The sequence below is a fragment of the Hydrogenophaga pseudoflava NBRC 102511 genome, from assembly GCF_001592285.1.
Lineage (GTDB): Bacteria > Pseudomonadota > Gammaproteobacteria > Burkholderiales > Burkholderiaceae_C > Hydrogenophaga > Hydrogenophaga pseudoflava.
The window spans coordinates 69,192-85,835 of sequence record NZ_BCWQ01000017.1; the positions used below are offsets into that span (position 1 = coordinate 69,192).

Genomic DNA, 16,644 nt, shown 5'->3' on the forward strand with positions numbered 1-16,644 from the left:
CACAAGGAGAGTTCGCATGATTCAGACGCTGGCGGGCCGGGCATTCATCACCGCGATCATCGTGGTCGGTGCCTGGCTTCTGCCCGGTCCTGTTGCCCACGCGCAGCGGTTGGTGAGCATAGAAGGAGCGGAAGTGAACATGCGCTCGGGCCCAGGGACGGGCCACGAGGTGTTGTGGGTGCTTAACAAGGGCTACCCCCTCAAGGTACTGCGGCGCCAGGGGCGCTGGCTTGAGGTTCAGGACTTCGAGAACGACAAAGGTTGGGTTGCACGAGCCCTGACCGGGCGAACGCCTCACCACGTGGTCAAGTCCCGGATCGTCAATATCCGGAAGGGTCCGGGGACGGGTTACCCGATCATCGGCCAGGCGGAATACGGTGAAGTGCTGCGGACCCGCAGCAAACGGCGCGACTGGGTTCAGGTCGAACGGGCCGAGGGCCAGCCTGGCTGGGTGGCCAGGCGCCTGCTCTGGGGCTGGTGAGCACCGTCGCCCGGCAACGATCAGGCCACGCGCCGGGGCCTTCTTCGATGATGCTCAGCGCTGGCGCTGTTTCATGGCGCGCTCGACCTCCCGCTTGCCTTCGCGGTCCTTGATGGTGTCGCGCTTGTCGTGCTCGGCCTTGCCTTTGGCCAGAGCGATCTCGCATTTCACCTTGCCGCTCTTCCAGTGCAGGTTCAGCGGCACCAAGGTGTGGCCCTTCTGCTCGACCTTGCCGATCAGTCGCCGGATCTGGTCCTTGTGCAGCAGCAGCTTCTTGGTTCGCACCGAGTCCGGGCTGACGTGGGTCGACGCCGTCCGCAGAGGGTTGATCTGGCAGCCGATCAGGAACAGTTCGCCTTCCCGGATCACCACGTAGCCGTCGGTGAGTTGCACCTTGCCCTCGCGCAGCGCTTTCACCTCCCAACCCTGCAGCACCATTCCTGCCTCGAAGCGCTCCTCGATGGCGTAGTTGAACAAGGCCTTCTTGTTGTCCGCGATGCGGCTGTCGGTGGTCTTGGCGGCGGATTTGCTGGGTTTGGTGGACATGGGGCGGTAAATGGGGCCGCAGGCGACCCATACAATGGGCGCCGATTGTATGAAAACGATTCAGAAGTCCGTCCTGCTCTGGCACAGCGCCCATGAGATGTTTGCGCTGGTCACCGATGTTCAGCACTACCCGCAGTTCCTTCCATGGTGCGATCACAGCGAGGTGATGGAGCGCGATGAACACGGCATGGTGGCCCGCGTCGGCATCGCCTTCAGCGGTCTGAAGCAGAGCTTCACCACCCGCAATCAGCACATCGATGACCGGCAGGTGCTGATGGAACTGGTGGATGGTCCTTTCTCCCATCTGGAAGGGATCTGGAACTTCACGCCGCTGGGCGATGGCAGCCAGCGGGCCTGCAAGGTCGAGTTCACGCTGACCTATGGCTTTTCAAGCCAGGCCCTTGCCACCTTGGTGGGGCCTGTGTTCGACCGGATCGCGGGCAGCCTCGTGGACGCATTTGTCAAACGCGCTGACCAGGTGTACGGCGCATGATTTCCGTGGTGCTGGTTCGTTCACCTCAACCCCGAAAGGTGGAAGAGCTGCATCTGCAGCTTCCGGATGGTGCGTCTGTCGCTGAGGCCCTGGCCATGGCCGGCTGGTCGATGAACATCGACGGCCCGCAGGAGCACAGGTGGACGTGCGGGGTCTGGGGCCACAAGGCTTTACCAGAAAGCGTGCTCAGGGATGGTGATCGCGTCGAGCTGTACCGGGACCTGAGGGTCGATCCCAAGGTGGCCCGCAGAGAGCGCTTCGTCGGTCAGGGTTCACGCAACGCCGGGCTGTTCGCCCAGCGGCGGCCCAACTCCAAGGCCGGCTACTGATCAGGTGCCAGCCAAGGGCCTCAGTTGACGTTCTGTGCCGATGCCGACGCAGGGCCACAATCCGAACGGATGACGCCATCGATGCGCTGCAGTTCGGCCGCACGCGCCTTGTCGTCCATGATTTCGCGCTCGCCCTTGGCATTGGTGGTGGCAATGCGCACGCCTGAATCCAGCGTGGCCTTGGCGCGCTTGGCACGCTCGCAGTTGCCGGCACGGGCTGCAGCAATGCGGTCATCCTCGGCCTTCTTTTTGGCCTGTGCCGCCTCCTGGGCCTGTTTTTCCGCCTGCTTCTTCTTTGCCTCCAGCTGTTCGTCGCGGCCAGTCACCTTCGGCACCTCGGCTGACTGCGCAGCGGGCTGGCCAGCTGCGGCGGGGTCTGTTCCGGTCGGCGCTGGAATTGCAGGCCCGGTCTGGCGCACGGCTCCAGGTGTGCGAAGAATGCTCTTCTCGGGCGTACCAGGCGGCGGTGCCGTGTCGCTGAAAACCTTGTTGCCGGAAGAGTCCACCCAGACCCACTGAGCCCAGGTCGATCCACTGAACAGGGCGGCTGAGGCTGCGAATGCGAGAACTCGCCAGAAAGAGGTGTGTGTGTGACGGCTAGGCATGCGAACCAGTTTAACCCGGGGCCTTCCGGCCGCACACTACACGCCCAATGCCAGGTGACGAAGTAGCACTTTTGCCGGCTTGACGGAGCTTGTGGTCCGATGTGGTGGCGTTCAGCAGGCAGCGGCTCCCCCGGTTGGACGCCGGGTACAATCGTGTTTTTGGAGCTTTACCTCATGCGCCTCCTCGGCAAAGCGCTCACTTTCGACGACGTTCTGCTCGTCCCCGCGTACTCCCAGGTCCTGCCCAAGGACACCTCTCTCGCCACCCAGTTCACCCGCAACATCCGCCTGAACCTGCCCCTGGTTTCTGCGGCCATGGACACCGTGACGGAGGCCCGGCTGGCCATCGCCATTGCCCAGGAAGGCGGCATCGGCATCGTCCACAAGAACCTCTCGGCGCAGGAACAGGCCGCCCACGTGGCCAAGGTCAAGCGCTACGAGTCCGGCGTGCTGCGTGACCCAGTGGTCATCAGCCCCTCGACCACCGTGCGCCAAGTCATGAAGCTGTCCGACGACCTGGGGGTGTCTGGCTTCCCGGTGGTGGATGCAGGCAAGGTGGTTGGTATCGTCACCGGCCGCGATCTGCGCTTTGAAAGCCGCTACGACTTGCCGGTCAGCGAGATCATGACGCCGCGAGAGCGCCTGATCACCGTGCCCGAAGGCACCACGCCGGAGCAGGCCAAAGCGCTGTTGAACAAGCACAAGCTCGAGCGCCTGCTGCTGGTGAACGACGCCTTTGAGCTCAAGGGCCTGATCACCGTCAAGGACATCACCAAGCAGCTGAACTTCCCGAACGCCGCGCGCGACGCCGCCGGCCGACTGCGCGTGGGCGCTGCGGTGGGGGTTGGCGAAGGCACCGAAGAACGCGTGGAAGCGCTGGTCAAGGCCGGCGTGGACGCCATCGTGGTGGACACGGCCCATGGCCACAGCAAGGGTGTGATCGACCGCGTGCGCTGGGTCAAGCAGAACTACCCTCAGGTGGACGTGATCGGCGGCAACATCGCCACCGGCAGCGCCGCCCTGGCCCTGGTGGAGGCGGGTGCGGACGGCGTCAAGGTCGGTATCGGCCCTGGCTCCATCTGCACCACCCGCATCGTGGCCGGCGTGGGCGTGCCGCAGATCATGGCCATCGACAACGTGGCCACCGCGCTGCAGACCACCGGTGTGCCCATGATCGCCGATGGCGGCATCCGTTATAGCGGTGACATCGCCAAGGCCATTGCGGCCGGCGCCAACACCGTGATGATGGGCGGCATGTTTGCCGGTACCGAAGAGGCCCCTGGCGAGATCGTGCTTTTCCAGGGCCGCAGCTACAAGAGCTACCGCGGCATGGGCTCGATTGGTGCCATGCAGCAGGGCAGCGCAGACCGCTACTTCCAGGAAAGCAGCACCGGCAACCCCAATGCCGACAAGCTGGTGCCTGAAGGCATCGAAGGGCGCGTGCCCTACAAGGGCTCGGTGGTGTCGATCATTTTCCAGATGGCCGGCGGTATCCGCGCCTCCATGGGCTATTGCGGCTGTCCGACCATCGAACACATGCGCGCCAAGGCGGAGTTTGTCGAGATCACTTCGGCCGGCATCCGCGAAAGCCACGTGCACGACGTGCAAATTACCAAGGAAGCCCCGAACTACCGCGCGGACTGACCGGTTCCGCTCCTCAGGCCGTCCACCGCGACGGCCTTTTTCTTTTCCCTGCAGACATCCCCGAACGCCATGCAGCACCAGAAAATCCTCATTCTCGATTTCGGTTCCCAGGTCACCCAGCTCATCGCACGCCGCGTGCGCGAAGCGCACGTGTACTGCGAAGTTCACCCCTGCGACGTCAGCAGCGAGTGGGTGCGCGAGTTCGCCGCCGATGGCCAGCTCAAGGGCGTGATCCTCTCGGGCAGCCACGCCAGCGTCTATGAGGTGGACGACAAGGCCCCCGATGCGGTGTTCGAGCTGGGCGTGCCGGTGCTGGGCATCTGCTACGGCATGCAGACCATGGCCCAGCAGCTGGGCGGCAAGGTCGAGGCGGGCAAGACGCGCGAGTTCGGTTACGCCGAGGTCCGTGCCCGTGGACACACCGCCCTGCTCAAGGACATCGAGGACTTCACCACGCCCGAAGGCCACGGCATGCTCAAGGTCTGGATGAGCCACGGCGACAAGGTGACCGAAATGCCACCGGGCTTCAAGCTGATGGCTTCGACGGATGCCTGCCCCATCGCCGGCATGGCCGACGAATCGCGGGGCTACTACGCGGTGCAGTTCCACCCCGAGGTCACGCACACGGTGCAGGGCAGGGCGTTGCTGGAGCGCTTCGTGCTGGAGATCTGCGGCACGCGACCCGACTGGATCATGCGTGACCACATCGACGAAGCGGTGCAGAAGATCCGCGAGCAGGTGGGTGACGAGGAAGTCATCCTGGGCCTGTCCGGCGGCGTGGACTCTTCCGTGGCCGCAGCGCTGATCCACCGCGCCATCGGCGACCAGCTGACCTGTGTGTTCGTGGACCACGGCCTGCTGCGCCTGCACGAGGGCGACATGGTGATGGACATGTTCGCCGGCAAGCTGCACGCGAAGGTGATCCGCGTGGACGCCAGCGAGCTGTTCCTCGGCCAGTTGGCCGGCGTGACCGATCCCGAGAAGAAACGCAAGATCATTGGCGGCCTGTTCGTCGACGTGTTCAAGGCCGAAGCGGCCAAGCTCAAGGGCGACGGCGCCAAGGGCGCGAAGTGGCTGGCGCAGGGCACGATTTACCCGGACGTGATCGAGTCCGGCGGCGCCAAGAGCAAGAAGGCCGTGACCATAAAGAGCCACCACAACGTGGGGGGCCTGCCCGAACAACTGGGCCTGAAGCTGCTGGAGCCGCTGCGCGACCTGTTCAAGGACGAGGTGCGCGAACTCGGCGTGGCCCTGGGCCTGCCGCACGACATGGTCTACCGCCATCCCTTCCCGGGCCCGGGCCTGGGCGTGCGCATCCTGGGCGAGGTGAAGAAGGAATACGCCGACCTGCTGCGCCGGGCCGACGCCATCTTCATCGAAGAGCTGCGCTCGACCATCGACCACCACAGTGGCAAGAGCTGGTACGAGCTGACCAGCCAGGCCTTCACCGTGTTCCTGCCCGTCAAGAGCGTGGGCGTGATGGGCGACGGCCGCACCTACGACTACGTGGTGGCGCTGCGCGCGGTGCAGACCAGCGACTTCATGACCGCCGACTGGGCGGAGCTGCCGTACGCGCTGCTCAAGAAAGTGTCCAGCCGCATCATCAACGAGGTGCGTGGCATCAACCGCGTGACCTATGACGTGAGCAGCAAGCCGCCAGCAACCATCGAGTGGGAATGAGTCAAGATCGTCCCAAGGTGTTTCGGAACATCCCAGGAAAACCCGATTTTGCTGTGGGGACAATGACTTAGCGTCCCACGGCGTCCCATCGAATCCCAGGGCGTCCCATGCGTTCTGACGGTTGACCTGACGGTATCCGGGCACCTAAGCTGGCAGGCCTGCAGCGATACCGTCAGACCCCATGACGGTACCTCGGTCCTGCGACAAGCAACGGATCGGAGATCTCATGAACACCTTGATGGAACGGGCGCGGGTTGGGCTGGCGAGCGCGAGAACACGCCACGGTTTGACGGAAGCCAAACTGCGAGAACTACTGCCGGGCGAGCGGGCCTACAAGGTCAGCGACGGAGGCAATGGTCTCTACGTCGTCGTCTCACCCAGTGGCAGCAGGTCCTTCCGCTACGACTATCGACTGAGCGGCCGACGCGAGACGCTGACCATCGGACGACATGAACCGGTTGCCCGCCATGCCCAGCGATCTCACCTTGCCTACGGCATGGATGTGACGCTGGAAGAGGCGCGCCTGCTGCTGGCTCGGGCGCGTGTCGATGTCAGTTCCGGGCGATCTCCCGCTCGAGCCAAGGTTGAGCGGCGCAATGAAGTTGCAGACGCCATGAGCTTTGGGCGCTGGGCGGTACGGTACTTCGAGTTCAAGTCCGACGCCAAAAGCGGCGCCGAGCGGCTGGCCGACAGCACGCTGGCGTTGCGGCGTTCGATCTATGACCGCATCCTGGTCGGTCCGTTCGGGAAGCTGAACCTCGACGAGATCAAGCCGGTCGCGCTGGGTGAGTTGCTCGACCGCGTCAAGACTGAACGAGGCCCAGGACCGGCTGTGCACGCCAGGGAACTCGTGTTGCAGGTCTACCGGTTTGCCAACGGCAAAGGCGTCGATATCGCCAATCCGGCGGAAGCGCTCGCTCGGAAGGCCTACGCGACGTTTGTCCCGCGCGAGCGCAACTTGAACCGCCATGAAATCAAGACGTTGCTCGACGGTCTGGAGATGACTGGCACTGCGCCGACACTACGGCTGGCAGTCAGGTTCTTGCTGCTGACGGGTGTGCGCAAAGGTGAGTTCATCGGAGCTACTTGGGCGGAAGTGGACTGGGAACGGGCACAGTGGCTGATCCCAGCTGAGAGGATGAAGGCTGGCAAGCCGCACACGGTGTATTTGGGAGAGCAGGCCCTGGACATCCTGACAACGCTTCGAACCTGCTTCCCGTCGAGCAACTTTCTCCATCCAAGCCGGTATGACTCCGCCGAGCCGATCAGCCAGGCAACGCTGAACCGGACGATCGCCGCTTCGGTGGATCGGATCAACAAGGATCGAACACCCAGTCAGGATCTGTTTCTGCCGGTCTCAGTGCACGATCTGCGCCGAACATTCTCGTCACGGCTCAACGACGCGCTCTTCCCGGAGGCCTTGGTCGAAGCCTGCCTGGCCCACCAGAAAAAGGACCAAGTCGCTGCCGCCTACAACCATGCTCGATTTTCCGGGCCTCGGCGGGTCCTTATGCAGGTATGGGCGGACATGGTGGACTGCTGGATGCGCGGCGAAACCGCGAGGGAGGTCATCGTCAGGGGCAAGGTGAAAATCGATGCCGCGGCGCACGATGCAGAAGGTATGAACTTGTAGGCTGAAGCAACACCCGGTTTAACGCCTCGGGGCGACTGGGTTGGACACATACTTGCCTTGAATGCGTCAGGGGTTTCCACCGTTTTGTCGATGCTCAAGGGACTGTTCAACCCTTCAGAGACCATTGTGAAATCACAGACAACGTGCGCTTGAATCTCGGAGGCCTCGGCAGGTAAACGAAGTCGGCGGCACAGTTGCTGGAGGGCGGAGCGCCCGCGCGCGGTTGTGATGTGCTCTTGACGAGCTGCTTCTGCAAGGGTCGATCCGTTTAGTACGGCTCTGAGGATGGCGGCCTTCGTGAAGCCAGAAATCATGATCAGTCCTTTGTGAACACTCGACAGTAAATAGAGCCCGCTCTGGTCAAACCTTGCGTGTGGTGTGACGACAAGAGTCGCCACCCTATAGCGGACGATGACCTTTTTGGTGCTCTGTTTCTCCTGGAGAAAGCCAGTTGTTCAGGGTGCAAAAACCTGTGGTGCGCGCGCATCAAACTCGATGCCATCAAGACTCAAGTGATGCTCGCGCACAACCGAGTCGGCTACCTCCCGCGCCGCCGCATCAACCGATACACCGCCGGTATCACCAGCATGGACAGCAGCGGCGCACTGATCATCCCTCCCACCATCGGTGCGGCAATGCGCTGCATCACCTCGCTGCCCGTGCCGTTGCCCCAGAACAGCGGCAGCAGGCCCGCCACGATCACGGCCACGGTCATGGCCTTGGGGCGCACTCGCAGGACCGCGCCCTCGCGGATTGCGTCCAGGAGATCGGCATCGGTGTCCTGACCAACGGCCTCGCGTGCCGCCCAGGCCTGTTTCAGGTAGAGCAGCATGATCACGCCGAACTCGGCCGCCACGCCAGCCAGCGCTATAAAGCCCACCGCGCTGGCCACTGACAGGTTGTGACCCAGTGCCCACAGCAGCCAAACGCCGCCCACCAGCGCGAACGGCAGTGTGGTCATGATCAGCAGCGCTTCGTCGAAGCGTCGGAAGGTGAGGTACAGCAGCACGAAGATGATCAGCAGCGTGAACGGGACCACCAGCTTGAGCTGGGCGGCGGCCCGCTCCAGGAACTCGAACTGGCCGGACCACGACACCGAATAGCCGGGTGGCAGATCCACCTGCTCGGCCACCGCGCGCTGCATCTCCCGCACGGCACCCCGCAGGTCGCGTCCACGGATGTCCACGTAAACGAAGCCTGCCAGCCGGGCGTTTTCGCTTCGCAGCATGGGCGGACCGTCCGAGATGGCGATGCGGGCAACGTCCGAAAGCACCAGGCGCTGCCCCCGTGGGCTCACGATGGGCAGGGCGCGCAGGGCCTCCAGCGAATCACGCAGTTCGCGCGGATAACGCAGGTTGATGGCATAGCGCTGCAGGCCTTCGACGGTCTGTCCGACCTCCATGCCACCCACCGCACCCGCGACCACCTCCTGCACGTCGGCGATGTTCAGGCCGTAGCGCGCCGCGTCGTCCCGCCGGATGTCCACATCGATGTAGCGCCCGCCGGTCAGGCGCTCGGCCAGCGCGCTGCTGACCCCGGGCACCTGCTTGATGGCGGCCTCGATCTGGCCCGTGAGGCGGTCGATAGTCACCAGGTCGGCGCCGGCCACCTTCACGCCCACCGGGCTCTTGATGCCGGTGGCAAGCATGTCAATGCGGTTGCGGATCGGTGGTACCCAGATGTTGGACAGGCCGGGCACGCGCACCGTGCGGTCCAGCTCCTCGACCAGCCGGTCGGGCGTCATGCCGGCGCGCCAATGGCTGCGCGGCTTGAACTGGATGGTGGTCTCGAACATCTCCAGCGGTGCCGGGTCGGTGGCGCTGTCTGAGCGACCGGCCTTGCCGTAGACGCTCTGCACCTCGGGCAAGGTCTTGATCAGGCGGTCGGTCTGCTGCAGCAGTTCGGCGGCCTTGCCGGCCGACAGGCCGGGCAGCGCGGTCGGCATGTACAGCAGGTCGCCCTCGTCCAGCCGGGGCATGAACTCGGCACCGATGTGCTTGAGCGGCCACAAGCTGGCCAGCAGCAGCACGGTGGCCACCACCAGCGTCAGCTTCGGTGCACGCAACACCGCGTTCAGGCAGGGTCGGTAGAGCGCGATCAGCAGCCGGTTCAAGGGGTTGGCGTGTTCATCGGGGATGCGACCCCGTATCAGGTAGCCCATCAGCACCGGGATCAGCGTGACGGCCAGCCCTGCCGCTGCCGCCATGGCATAGGTCTTGGTGTAGGCCAGGGGCGCGAACAGCCTTCCTTCCTGCGCCTGCAGCGTGAACACCGGAATGAAGCTCAGCGTGATGATCAACAGAGAAAAGAACAGCGCGGGCCCGACTTCGGCGGCGGCCTCACCAATCACGCGCCAGCGCGGTTCGCCCGCGAGGACCTGCCCCGGGTGCTCGTGGCCCCAGCGCTCCAGGTGCTTGTGCGCGTTCTCGATCATCACCACCGCAGCGTCCACCATCGCACCGATGGCGATCGCGATGCCGCCCAGCGACATGATGTTGGCGTTGACGCCCTGCTGCTGCATGACGATGAACGCCATCAGGATGCCCAGCGGCAGCGAGACGATGGCCACCAGGGCGCTGCGCAGGTGGAACAGGAACAGCGCGCAGACCACGGCCACCACCAGAAACTCCTCTAGCAGCTTGAACCCGAGGTTGTCCACCGCGCGCGCGATCAGCCCGGAGCGGTCGTACACCGGGACGATCTCCACGCCCTTGGGCAAGCCGCTTTGCAGTTCGGCCAGCTTGGCTTTGACGGCCTTGATGGTCTGCAGCGCGTTCTTGCCCGAACGCATCACGATCAGGCCACCGGCCGCTTCGCCCTCGCCATCGAGTTCGCCGATGCCGCGCCGCATCTCCGGCCCGAGCTGTACCCGGGCCACGTCGCCCAGGCGCACCGAGACGCCCAGGTCGCTCGTCATCAGCGGGATGGCCCGGAAATCATCCAGGGTCTTCAGGTAGCCGCTGGCGCGCACCGCGTATTCGGCCTCGCCCAGTTCGAGCACCGATCCCCCGGCCTCCTGGTTGGCGCGGCCGATCGCCTCGCTCACCATCGTCTGCGTGATGCGGTAGGCAGCCAGCTTGTCGGGGTCGAGCACGATCTGGTACTGGCGCACCATGCCGCCGAGGCTGGCCACCTCGGCCACGTCCGGCACGGTCTTGAGCTCAAAGCGCAGGAACCAGTCCTGCAGCGAACGCAGTTGGTCCAGGCTCTGTCGGCCGCTGCGGTCCACCAGCGCGTACTGGTAGATCCAGCCCACGCCGGTGGCGTCGGGCCCCAGGGAGGACTTGGCCGACGGCGGCAGCCGCGACTGCACTTGGTTGAGGTACTCCAGCACGCGCGAGCGCGCCCAGTACAGGTCCACGCCGTCATCGAAGAGCACGTAGACAAAGCTGTCGCCGAACAGGGAGTAGCCCCGCACCGCCTTGGCCCCGGGCACCGACAGCATGGTGGTGGTCAGCGGGTAGGTGACCTGGTTTTCGACGATCTGCGGCGCCTGGCCGGGCCAGCTGGTGCGGATGATGACCTGGGTGTCCGAGAGGTCGGGCAGCGCGTCCAGGGGCGTGCGCAGCATCGACACCACGCCCCAGGCGGTGAGCATCACGGTGGCCAGCAGCACCAGGAAGCGGTTGCCGATGCTCCAGTGGATGAGCCGCGCGATCATGGTTTCGCTCCTTGAGCGGGAGGTGCCACGCGCTCGATCCGGGTGATCTGCGGTTCGGCACCATCCTGCGTGTGGAACTCGATGCGCACCGGGTCTCCTCGGGACAGTCCGCTGGGCCGTTGTTCGGGAGGCGGCAGGCGGAACGCCATCGTCATCCCGGGCCACTTGAGCGCCGGAATGGCGGGATGGGTGAGGGTCACGCTGTCCCCGTCCACCGCGTCGATCACGGCATCGGTGCGGTGCAGATCCACAGCCGCAGCAGGGGCCGCAGCAGCAGCCGGGGCCTGGTTCAGGCGCGTCTCCAGCCCACGCAGGCTGGCTTCGGAATCGATCAGGAACTGGCCCGACAGCACCACCCGCTGACCCGCCTGAAGACCTTGCACGATCTCCGTCTGGCCACCGGCCTCACGTCCCGCACGAACCTCCACGGGCCGGAAATGCCCGCCGTCTTCGGCCAGCATCACCACGCTGCGGCGACCGGTGTGGATCACCGCGTCGCTGGGCACGAGCAGGGCCGGCTGGCGTACCGGTTCGGCGAACCGCATCTGCACGAACATGCCCGGCACCAGTCTGCCGCCGGGGTTGTTCAGCTCCAGTCGCGCCTTGAGCGTGCGCGTGGCGGGGTCCACCTCGGGCAGGATAGCCTGCACCCGTCCCTCGAAGGTCTGCCCCGGCGCTGCCGGACTGGTGGCGCTGACCTTCGCGCCGGGCTGGAGTTGTGCCACCTGGCCCTCGGGCACCTGGCCCTCGGCCCAGACCGTGGCTGTGCCTTGCAGGCGCATCAGCGGCATGCCCGGCATCACGGTCGCGCCCTCGCGCACCATTAACTCGGTCAGGGTCCCGCTGATCGGCGCGCGCAGCGTGAAACGGGGTTGCACCGTACCGGTCCGCACCACGTGTTGAATCTGTGCCGCGTCCATGCCGGCCTGGCGCAGGCGCTGGGTCGCGGCGTCGCGCAGCGGCCCCAGGTCGGCGCCGGGCATGCGGGTGATGGCCAGGTACTCTTCCTGCGCGGCCACCCAGTCGGGAACGTAGATCTCGGCCAGAGGCGCACCGGCCGCCACGCGGTCCAGTGCGGCCCGGACGTGCAGCTTCTCCACGAAGCCCATGGACCTGGCGCTGACCACCACCTGGTTCCGCTCGTTCCAGGCCACGTTGCCCGCCACTGAAAAACCGCCCGCCAGCGTGCCTTGAACCACCTCTCCCGTGCGAAGCCCCAGGCTTTGCTGGATGCGCGGGCTCACCGCCACGGCGCCGGTGTCGGCACTTGCGTTCGCGCCGCCGGCGTAGCGCGGCACCAGCATCATGTCCATGAAAGGCGATTTGCCCGGGGCCTCGAAGTTCTTGCCGGGCACCATGGGGTCGTGGTAGCTCAGGATCACCCGGCCGGTTACCGGGTCCACGTCGCCCGCCTTGAGCCCGTCTCGGAGGTGGCGGGCTGTGGCTTCGCCGCCTTGAACCACGCTCCAGGCGTCCGGGTCCTGCGGGGCGCTGGCGGCGCGGGGTGCCGGCTGGGAAGACCCCATCTCCATGCCAGAGCGCATGCCGGCGGTCCACGCGCCGTAGCCCACCGCTCCCAGGGTCGCCACGGCCACAACGCCAAGGCCGATTGTTGTTCGGACGTTCATGGTGTCACTCCTTTGGCTGCAGCAGCCGGTTCGGCGGGGATGAGGTAAGCGAGCTGGGCCCACAGGCTGGCGGTCGAGCGTTGCAGTTCGATGCGCTCCATCCGCAGGTCCAGCGCCATGCGCCGCGCGGCAAGCACCTCGCTCAAGGGCGTCCGGCCACCCCGGTAGGCAGCCAGGGTGGTCTGGATGCGCTGCTCGGCCAAAGGCAGCCGCTCGGCATCGATCAGGGCGAGTTGGGCCAGACCGGCCCGCCAGCCCGCCTCCCAGCGGCGGGCTTCGGCCTGGTGTTCCCGGGCACGTTCCTCGCGTTCGGCACGCAAGCCGTCCACCTGGGCGAGACGGGCCGCGAGTTCCCGGTCCTGTCGCTGGGGGCGATCCCAGGGCAGTGGGACCGAAACCGCCAGCGAGACCATGTTCGGGTAACCCGAGCCCCGCAGGCTGAGCATGAGTTCGGTGCTCCAGTCGGGTTCGCGCTCCTGTCGCGCCACCTCCGCCTCGGCGACCATGGCCGCCTCTTGCGCCGAGAGCCGAAGCAGTTCGGGGTGGTGCGTCAGACGCTCGCTCACATCGCCCGTTCCGAAGGGTGAAGACGCCAGATCGGGCGGTGCGGCCAGCGGCTGATCGGGGGTGCTGCCGGTCCAGCGGGTCAGGGTGAGGCGGGCGTTCTGGCGCTCGGCTTCGACGCCCAACAGGGTTTGCTGCAACTGGGCGACCGACTCCCGCGCCGCGATCCAGTCGGCCGGCGATCCGCTGCCGCTGCGTGCGGCCGATTCGCTGGCCTGCACGAGCAGGCGGGCTTCGCCCAGCTGCTCGTGCAACAACGCCAGGCGCTGCTCCAGCGCGTGCCGCTCCAACCACGCCATGGCGGTTTCTCGGCCGATGGTGGCGGCTTGCTCCACGCGCCCGGCTTCGGCGGTTTGCGCTTCGCGTTCAAAGCGCGCCGTGCGTGCCTGGCGCTTGGCTGCGCTGGGCAGTGTTTGCATCAGCGACACCGATTTCGCGGTCATGAAATCGCGGCTGGTGCTGAACCGGTCTGGCCCGGACAGCGGGACGTTGTCCAGCGACAGACGCAGGACCGGGTCGGGGCGCTGGCCGGCGGCCACGGCCATGTCCCGTGCCGAGCGGGCGGCCGCGTCCTGGGCGACCAGCGCGGGGGAGCGCGCCAGCGCCGCCTGAACGGCTTGAGGCAGCGAGAGCGCCTCTGCCGCGTGCGCGATGGAGGACATCGCGAGGCCGATCAGGACTGCGATGTGTGCGGTTGTGATCGTGGTGCGGTGGCGGGTGAGGATGCGGCCGCGAGCGCGGACCGACCCACCGGACGCCGGGGAAAGGGGTTCCATGTTTCTGCTCCAAAAGAATGCACACGGGCTGAGCACGCGCAGGGATGCGCGGTCGCCGCTGCTGAGCACCGGCCCGCCTCCAAGGGCTGGTCGGTGTCAGGGTGGAAACGTCAGAGCAGGGAAGGGGGGGCGCCAGATGCTGGCGGGCGAGCCGCGCAGTGGCTCGGGGGGCGCGGGTACGTGCAGATCGTTCACAGGAAGCGCCTGCGCCACGGCCATGACCGGTGGCACCACAAAGCCCGTAGGGGCCTGGCACTCCTGCCCGGTCTTGCACATCTTGCCGGTGAGCTGAAAAGTCTCGGCGTCGTTGCAGCAATCGTCCATCGCCATGTCCGGGCTGGTGCCGGCCGTGTCGCCTTGCAGGGCCATGGCCGCTTCCATCGGGCATGGTGGTTGCAGGCGCACGCCACCACCCCAACCCTGCAGAGGAAGGGCCAGGCACAAGAGGAAGGCCAGGAACAGGCGCATGGGCGGATTCTAGGACGATGCGTCCCGCGTGGGAAAGCTCAGGCAGAAGGTGGTCGCCAGATCGTTGGACGCCACCGATGCGGAGCCTCCGTGGGCTTCCATGATGGCTCTGGTGATGGACAGGCCAAGGCCCGTGCCCTCTGAGTCGGGGTGGCTGCGCGACTTCTCGGTCCGGTAGAAACGGTCAAACAGCCGCGGCAGATCGGCCGCCGGGATGGCGGGGCCGGCGTTGTGCACGCAAAGCTGGATCTGACCGTTGCCCTGGTTCACCGACACTCGCACGGGCGCGTTCGGCGGTGAGTACCGGATCGCGTTCGACAGCAGGTTGCTGATCGCGCGGCGGATCATCAGCCGGTCGCACACAATGCGCGCATCGCCGTCGGTGTTCAGGCGGATCAGCTTTTCCTCGGCGAGCGCTTCGTAGAAGTCGAACAGGTCCAGCACCTCGTCGCGCAGTGACACGGTCTCGCGGTGCGGCAGCTCGATCCCGTGCTCGGTCTTGGCGAGAAACAGCATGTCGGAGACCATGCGGGCCAGCCGCTGCAACTCCTCGGCGTTGGAGGCCAGGATGTCCTGGTACACGCCCACCTCCCGCTTCTGCGTCAGCGACACCTGGGTCTGGGTCAGCAGGTTGTTGATGGGGGTGCGCAGTTCGTGCGCCAGGTCGCTGGAGAATTCCTGCAGCCGCGCAAAGTCGGATTGCAGACGTTCGAGCATGGTGTTCAGGCTCTGCGCCAGGTCGGCGAACTCCGCCGGCACCGCGTCCACGGGCATGCGCTGGTCCAGCTTCTGGGCCGTGACCGTCATGGCGCGCTCTTTTATGGTTCGAAGCGGTGCCAGGCCCCAGCGGGCGGCCCACCAGCCCAGCAAGCCGCTGGCCAGGATGGCGCCGATCAGGTAAAGCGCCAGGGTCTGCCTGAGCGACTGCATGAAATGGGTGTGGTGCGCCGTGTCCAGCGCGATCAGCAGTTCAAGCGGTTGACCGTCAGCGGCCAAGTCCTTCCAGGTGGCAGGCGGTCGTATGCCCGCCTTCAGACCTCGCAGCGGTTGGTCGCCGACCGTCCAGTCGAAAGTGCGCCCATCTGAACCAATGGATGGTGACAGCGCTGAGAACACCGAACCCTTTTTGCCATAGACCAGCCGGTCGCTGTTGCGCAGCTCGACGGACAAGCCGTGGTGACTGGTCAGCAGCTCATCCAGCCGGGATGCCAGCATCTCCGATGACGAGGCCTCGCCGACGATGGTCTGCACCAGTTCGATCTTGTCCTTCAGGAAATCCCGGTCGAGTTCGACAAAGTGCCGCCCCACCGCGATCGAGACCAGAAGGCCCAGCCCGACGAGCACACAGGCCGAGACCAGGGTGTACAGTGCGGTCAGTCGCGCCGTCAGAGACAACCGGCCGAGCATCAGTGGGCGTCCTCGGGTGCTTCGAGCACGTAGCCCATGCCGCGCACGGTCTGGATCAGGCGCGGTTCGAATCCATCGTCCACCTTGGCCCGCAAACGCCGCATGGCCACTTCGATCACGTTGGTGTCGCTGTCGAAGTTCACGTCCCACACCTGGGATGCGATCAGGGAGCGCGGCAGCACCTCTCCGTGGCGGCGCATCAGCAATTCCAGCAGACCGAATTCCTTGGCCGTCAGATCGATGCGTTTGCCGGACCGGGTCACCCGTCGGCGCAGCAGATCGAGCTCCAGATCGGCCACTTTCATCGAGGTGGCTTCCAGGCCTGAACGGCCGCGCCGCAGGATCGTCCGGACCCTGGCCAGCAACTCGGCAAAAGAAAACGGCTTGACCAAGTAGTCGTCGGCCCCCAGCTCCAGGCCCTTGACACGGTCTTCGACCTGATCGCGTGCCGTCAGGAACAGCACGGGCATCTGGCGCCCCTGGCTGCGCAGGTTCTTGAGCACCTGCCATCCGTCCATGCCAGGCAGCATGACGTCCAGGATCACCAGATCGTGATCGCCTTCCAGGCCATGGTGCAGACCATCAACGCCATTGGTGACTAGGTCCACGGCGTAGCCCGCCTCGCGCAGACCTTGCTTCAGGTAGTCGCCGGCTTTGGGTTCGTCTTCAACGATCAGAATTTTCACGTTCACATTCTCCTGACCGCAAGTTTGCCCTCAGCGGAGCGGG

Annotated in this window: 14 protein-coding genes; 6 read left to right on the forward strand and 8 right to left on the reverse strand. The window is 65.7% G+C overall.

Features of this window, described 5'->3' with window-relative positions; translation table 11 throughout:
* Nucleotides 1-16: 16 nt before the first annotated feature.
* Nucleotides 17-481 (forward strand): SH3 domain-containing protein, encoded by a 465-nt coding sequence (locus HPS01S_RS18825; protein WP_066159706.1) that lies wholly within the window; start codon nt 17-19, stop codon nt 479-481.
* Between the two features lie 54 nt (nt 482-535).
* On the opposite strand, the gene smpB is transcribed toward HPS01S_RS18825, so the two are convergent.
* Nucleotides 536-1,027 carry an SsrA-binding protein SmpB gene (smpB, locus tag HPS01S_RS18830; RefSeq protein WP_066159709.1) on the reverse strand — a complete coding sequence of 164 codons (492 nt, stop codon included), beginning with the start codon at nt 1,025-1,027 and terminating at the stop codon, nt 536-538.
* A gap of 49 nt (nt 1,028-1,076) precedes the next feature.
* On the opposite strand from smpB, the gene HPS01S_RS18835 reads away from it, so the two are divergent.
* Both HPS01S_RS18835 and HPS01S_RS18840 read left to right on the forward strand, forming a co-directional pair.
* Nucleotides 1,077-1,520, forward strand: coding sequence for a type II toxin-antitoxin system RatA family toxin (locus HPS01S_RS18835; protein WP_066159711.1), 444 nt, complete (start codon nt 1,077-1,079; stop codon nt 1,518-1,520).
* Nucleotides 1,517-1,849: an RnfH family protein gene (locus HPS01S_RS18840; protein ID WP_066159714.1), complete on the forward strand. Its 333-nt coding sequence runs from the start codon at nt 1,517-1,519 to the stop codon at nt 1,847-1,849. Before HPS01S_RS18835 ends, HPS01S_RS18840 begins: the two co-directional genes overlap by 4 nt.
* Nucleotides 1,850-1,869: 20 nt before the next feature.
* Here HPS01S_RS18840 and HPS01S_RS22435 read toward each other — a convergent pair whose 3' ends face one another.
* Complete coding sequence (locus tag HPS01S_RS22435) at nt 1,870-2,175, reverse strand: hypothetical protein (protein WP_307174352.1); 306 nt, start codon at nt 2,173-2,175, stop codon at nt 1,870-1,872.
* Between the two features lie 453 nt (nt 2,176-2,628).
* On the opposite strand from HPS01S_RS22435, the gene guaB reads away from it, so the two are divergent.
* From guaB to HPS01S_RS18860, 3 genes are all read left to right on the forward strand, one after another.
* Entirely contained in the window at nt 2,629-4,098 is a 1,470-nt protein-coding gene (gene guaB / locus HPS01S_RS18850; RefSeq protein WP_066159716.1) for an IMP dehydrogenase, read from the forward strand.
* Nucleotides 4,099-4,167: 69 nt separating this feature from the next.
* Entirely contained in the window at nt 4,168-5,778 is a 1,611-nt protein-coding gene (gene guaA, locus HPS01S_RS18855; RefSeq protein WP_066159719.1) for a glutamine-hydrolyzing GMP synthase, read from the forward strand.
* A gap of 226 nt (nt 5,779-6,004) precedes the next feature.
* Complete coding sequence (locus HPS01S_RS18860; RefSeq protein ID WP_241559593.1) at nt 6,005-7,411, forward strand: tyrosine-type recombinase/integrase; 1,407 nt, start codon at nt 6,005-6,007, stop codon at nt 7,409-7,411.
* 538 nt (nt 7,412-7,949) lie between these two features.
* Here HPS01S_RS18860 and HPS01S_RS18865 read toward each other — a convergent pair.
* The 6 genes from HPS01S_RS18865 to HPS01S_RS18890 all read right to left on the reverse strand — a co-directional run bounded on the left by HPS01S_RS18865 (nt 7,950) and on the right by HPS01S_RS18890 (nt 16,601).
* On the reverse strand, nt 7,950-11,072 hold the full coding sequence (locus HPS01S_RS18865) for an efflux RND transporter permease subunit (RefSeq protein WP_066159722.1): 3,123 nt from the start codon (nt 11,070-11,072) through the stop codon (nt 7,950-7,952).
* Nucleotides 11,069-12,700: an efflux RND transporter periplasmic adaptor subunit gene (locus HPS01S_RS18870; RefSeq protein WP_066159725.1), complete on the reverse strand. Its 1,632-nt coding sequence runs from the start codon at nt 12,698-12,700 to the stop codon at nt 11,069-11,071. Before HPS01S_RS18870 ends, HPS01S_RS18865 begins: the two co-directional genes overlap by 4 nt.
* Nucleotides 12,697-14,040 (reverse strand): TolC family protein, encoded by a 1,344-nt coding sequence (locus tag HPS01S_RS18875; RefSeq protein WP_066159728.1) that lies wholly within the window; start codon nt 14,038-14,040, stop codon nt 12,697-12,699. The genes HPS01S_RS18870 and HPS01S_RS18875 overlap by 4 nt, the downstream gene beginning before the upstream one ends.
* Before the next feature lie 96 nt (nt 14,041-14,136).
* Nucleotides 14,137-14,508: a hypothetical protein gene (locus HPS01S_RS18880; RefSeq protein WP_066159731.1), complete on the reverse strand. Its 372-nt coding sequence runs from the start codon at nt 14,506-14,508 to the stop codon at nt 14,137-14,139.
* A 9-nt stretch (nt 14,509-14,517) separates the two neighbouring features.
* Nucleotides 14,518-15,915 (reverse strand): heavy metal sensor histidine kinase, encoded by a 1,398-nt coding sequence (locus HPS01S_RS18885; protein ID WP_066159733.1) that lies wholly within the window; start codon nt 15,913-15,915, stop codon nt 14,518-14,520.
* Nucleotides 15,915-16,601 carry a heavy metal response regulator transcription factor gene (locus tag HPS01S_RS18890; protein ID WP_066159830.1) on the reverse strand — a complete coding sequence of 229 codons (687 nt, stop codon included), beginning with the start codon at nt 16,599-16,601 and terminating at the stop codon, nt 15,915-15,917. Before HPS01S_RS18890 ends, HPS01S_RS18885 begins: the two co-directional genes overlap by 1 nt.
* Nucleotides 16,602-16,644: the final 43 nt, after the last annotated feature.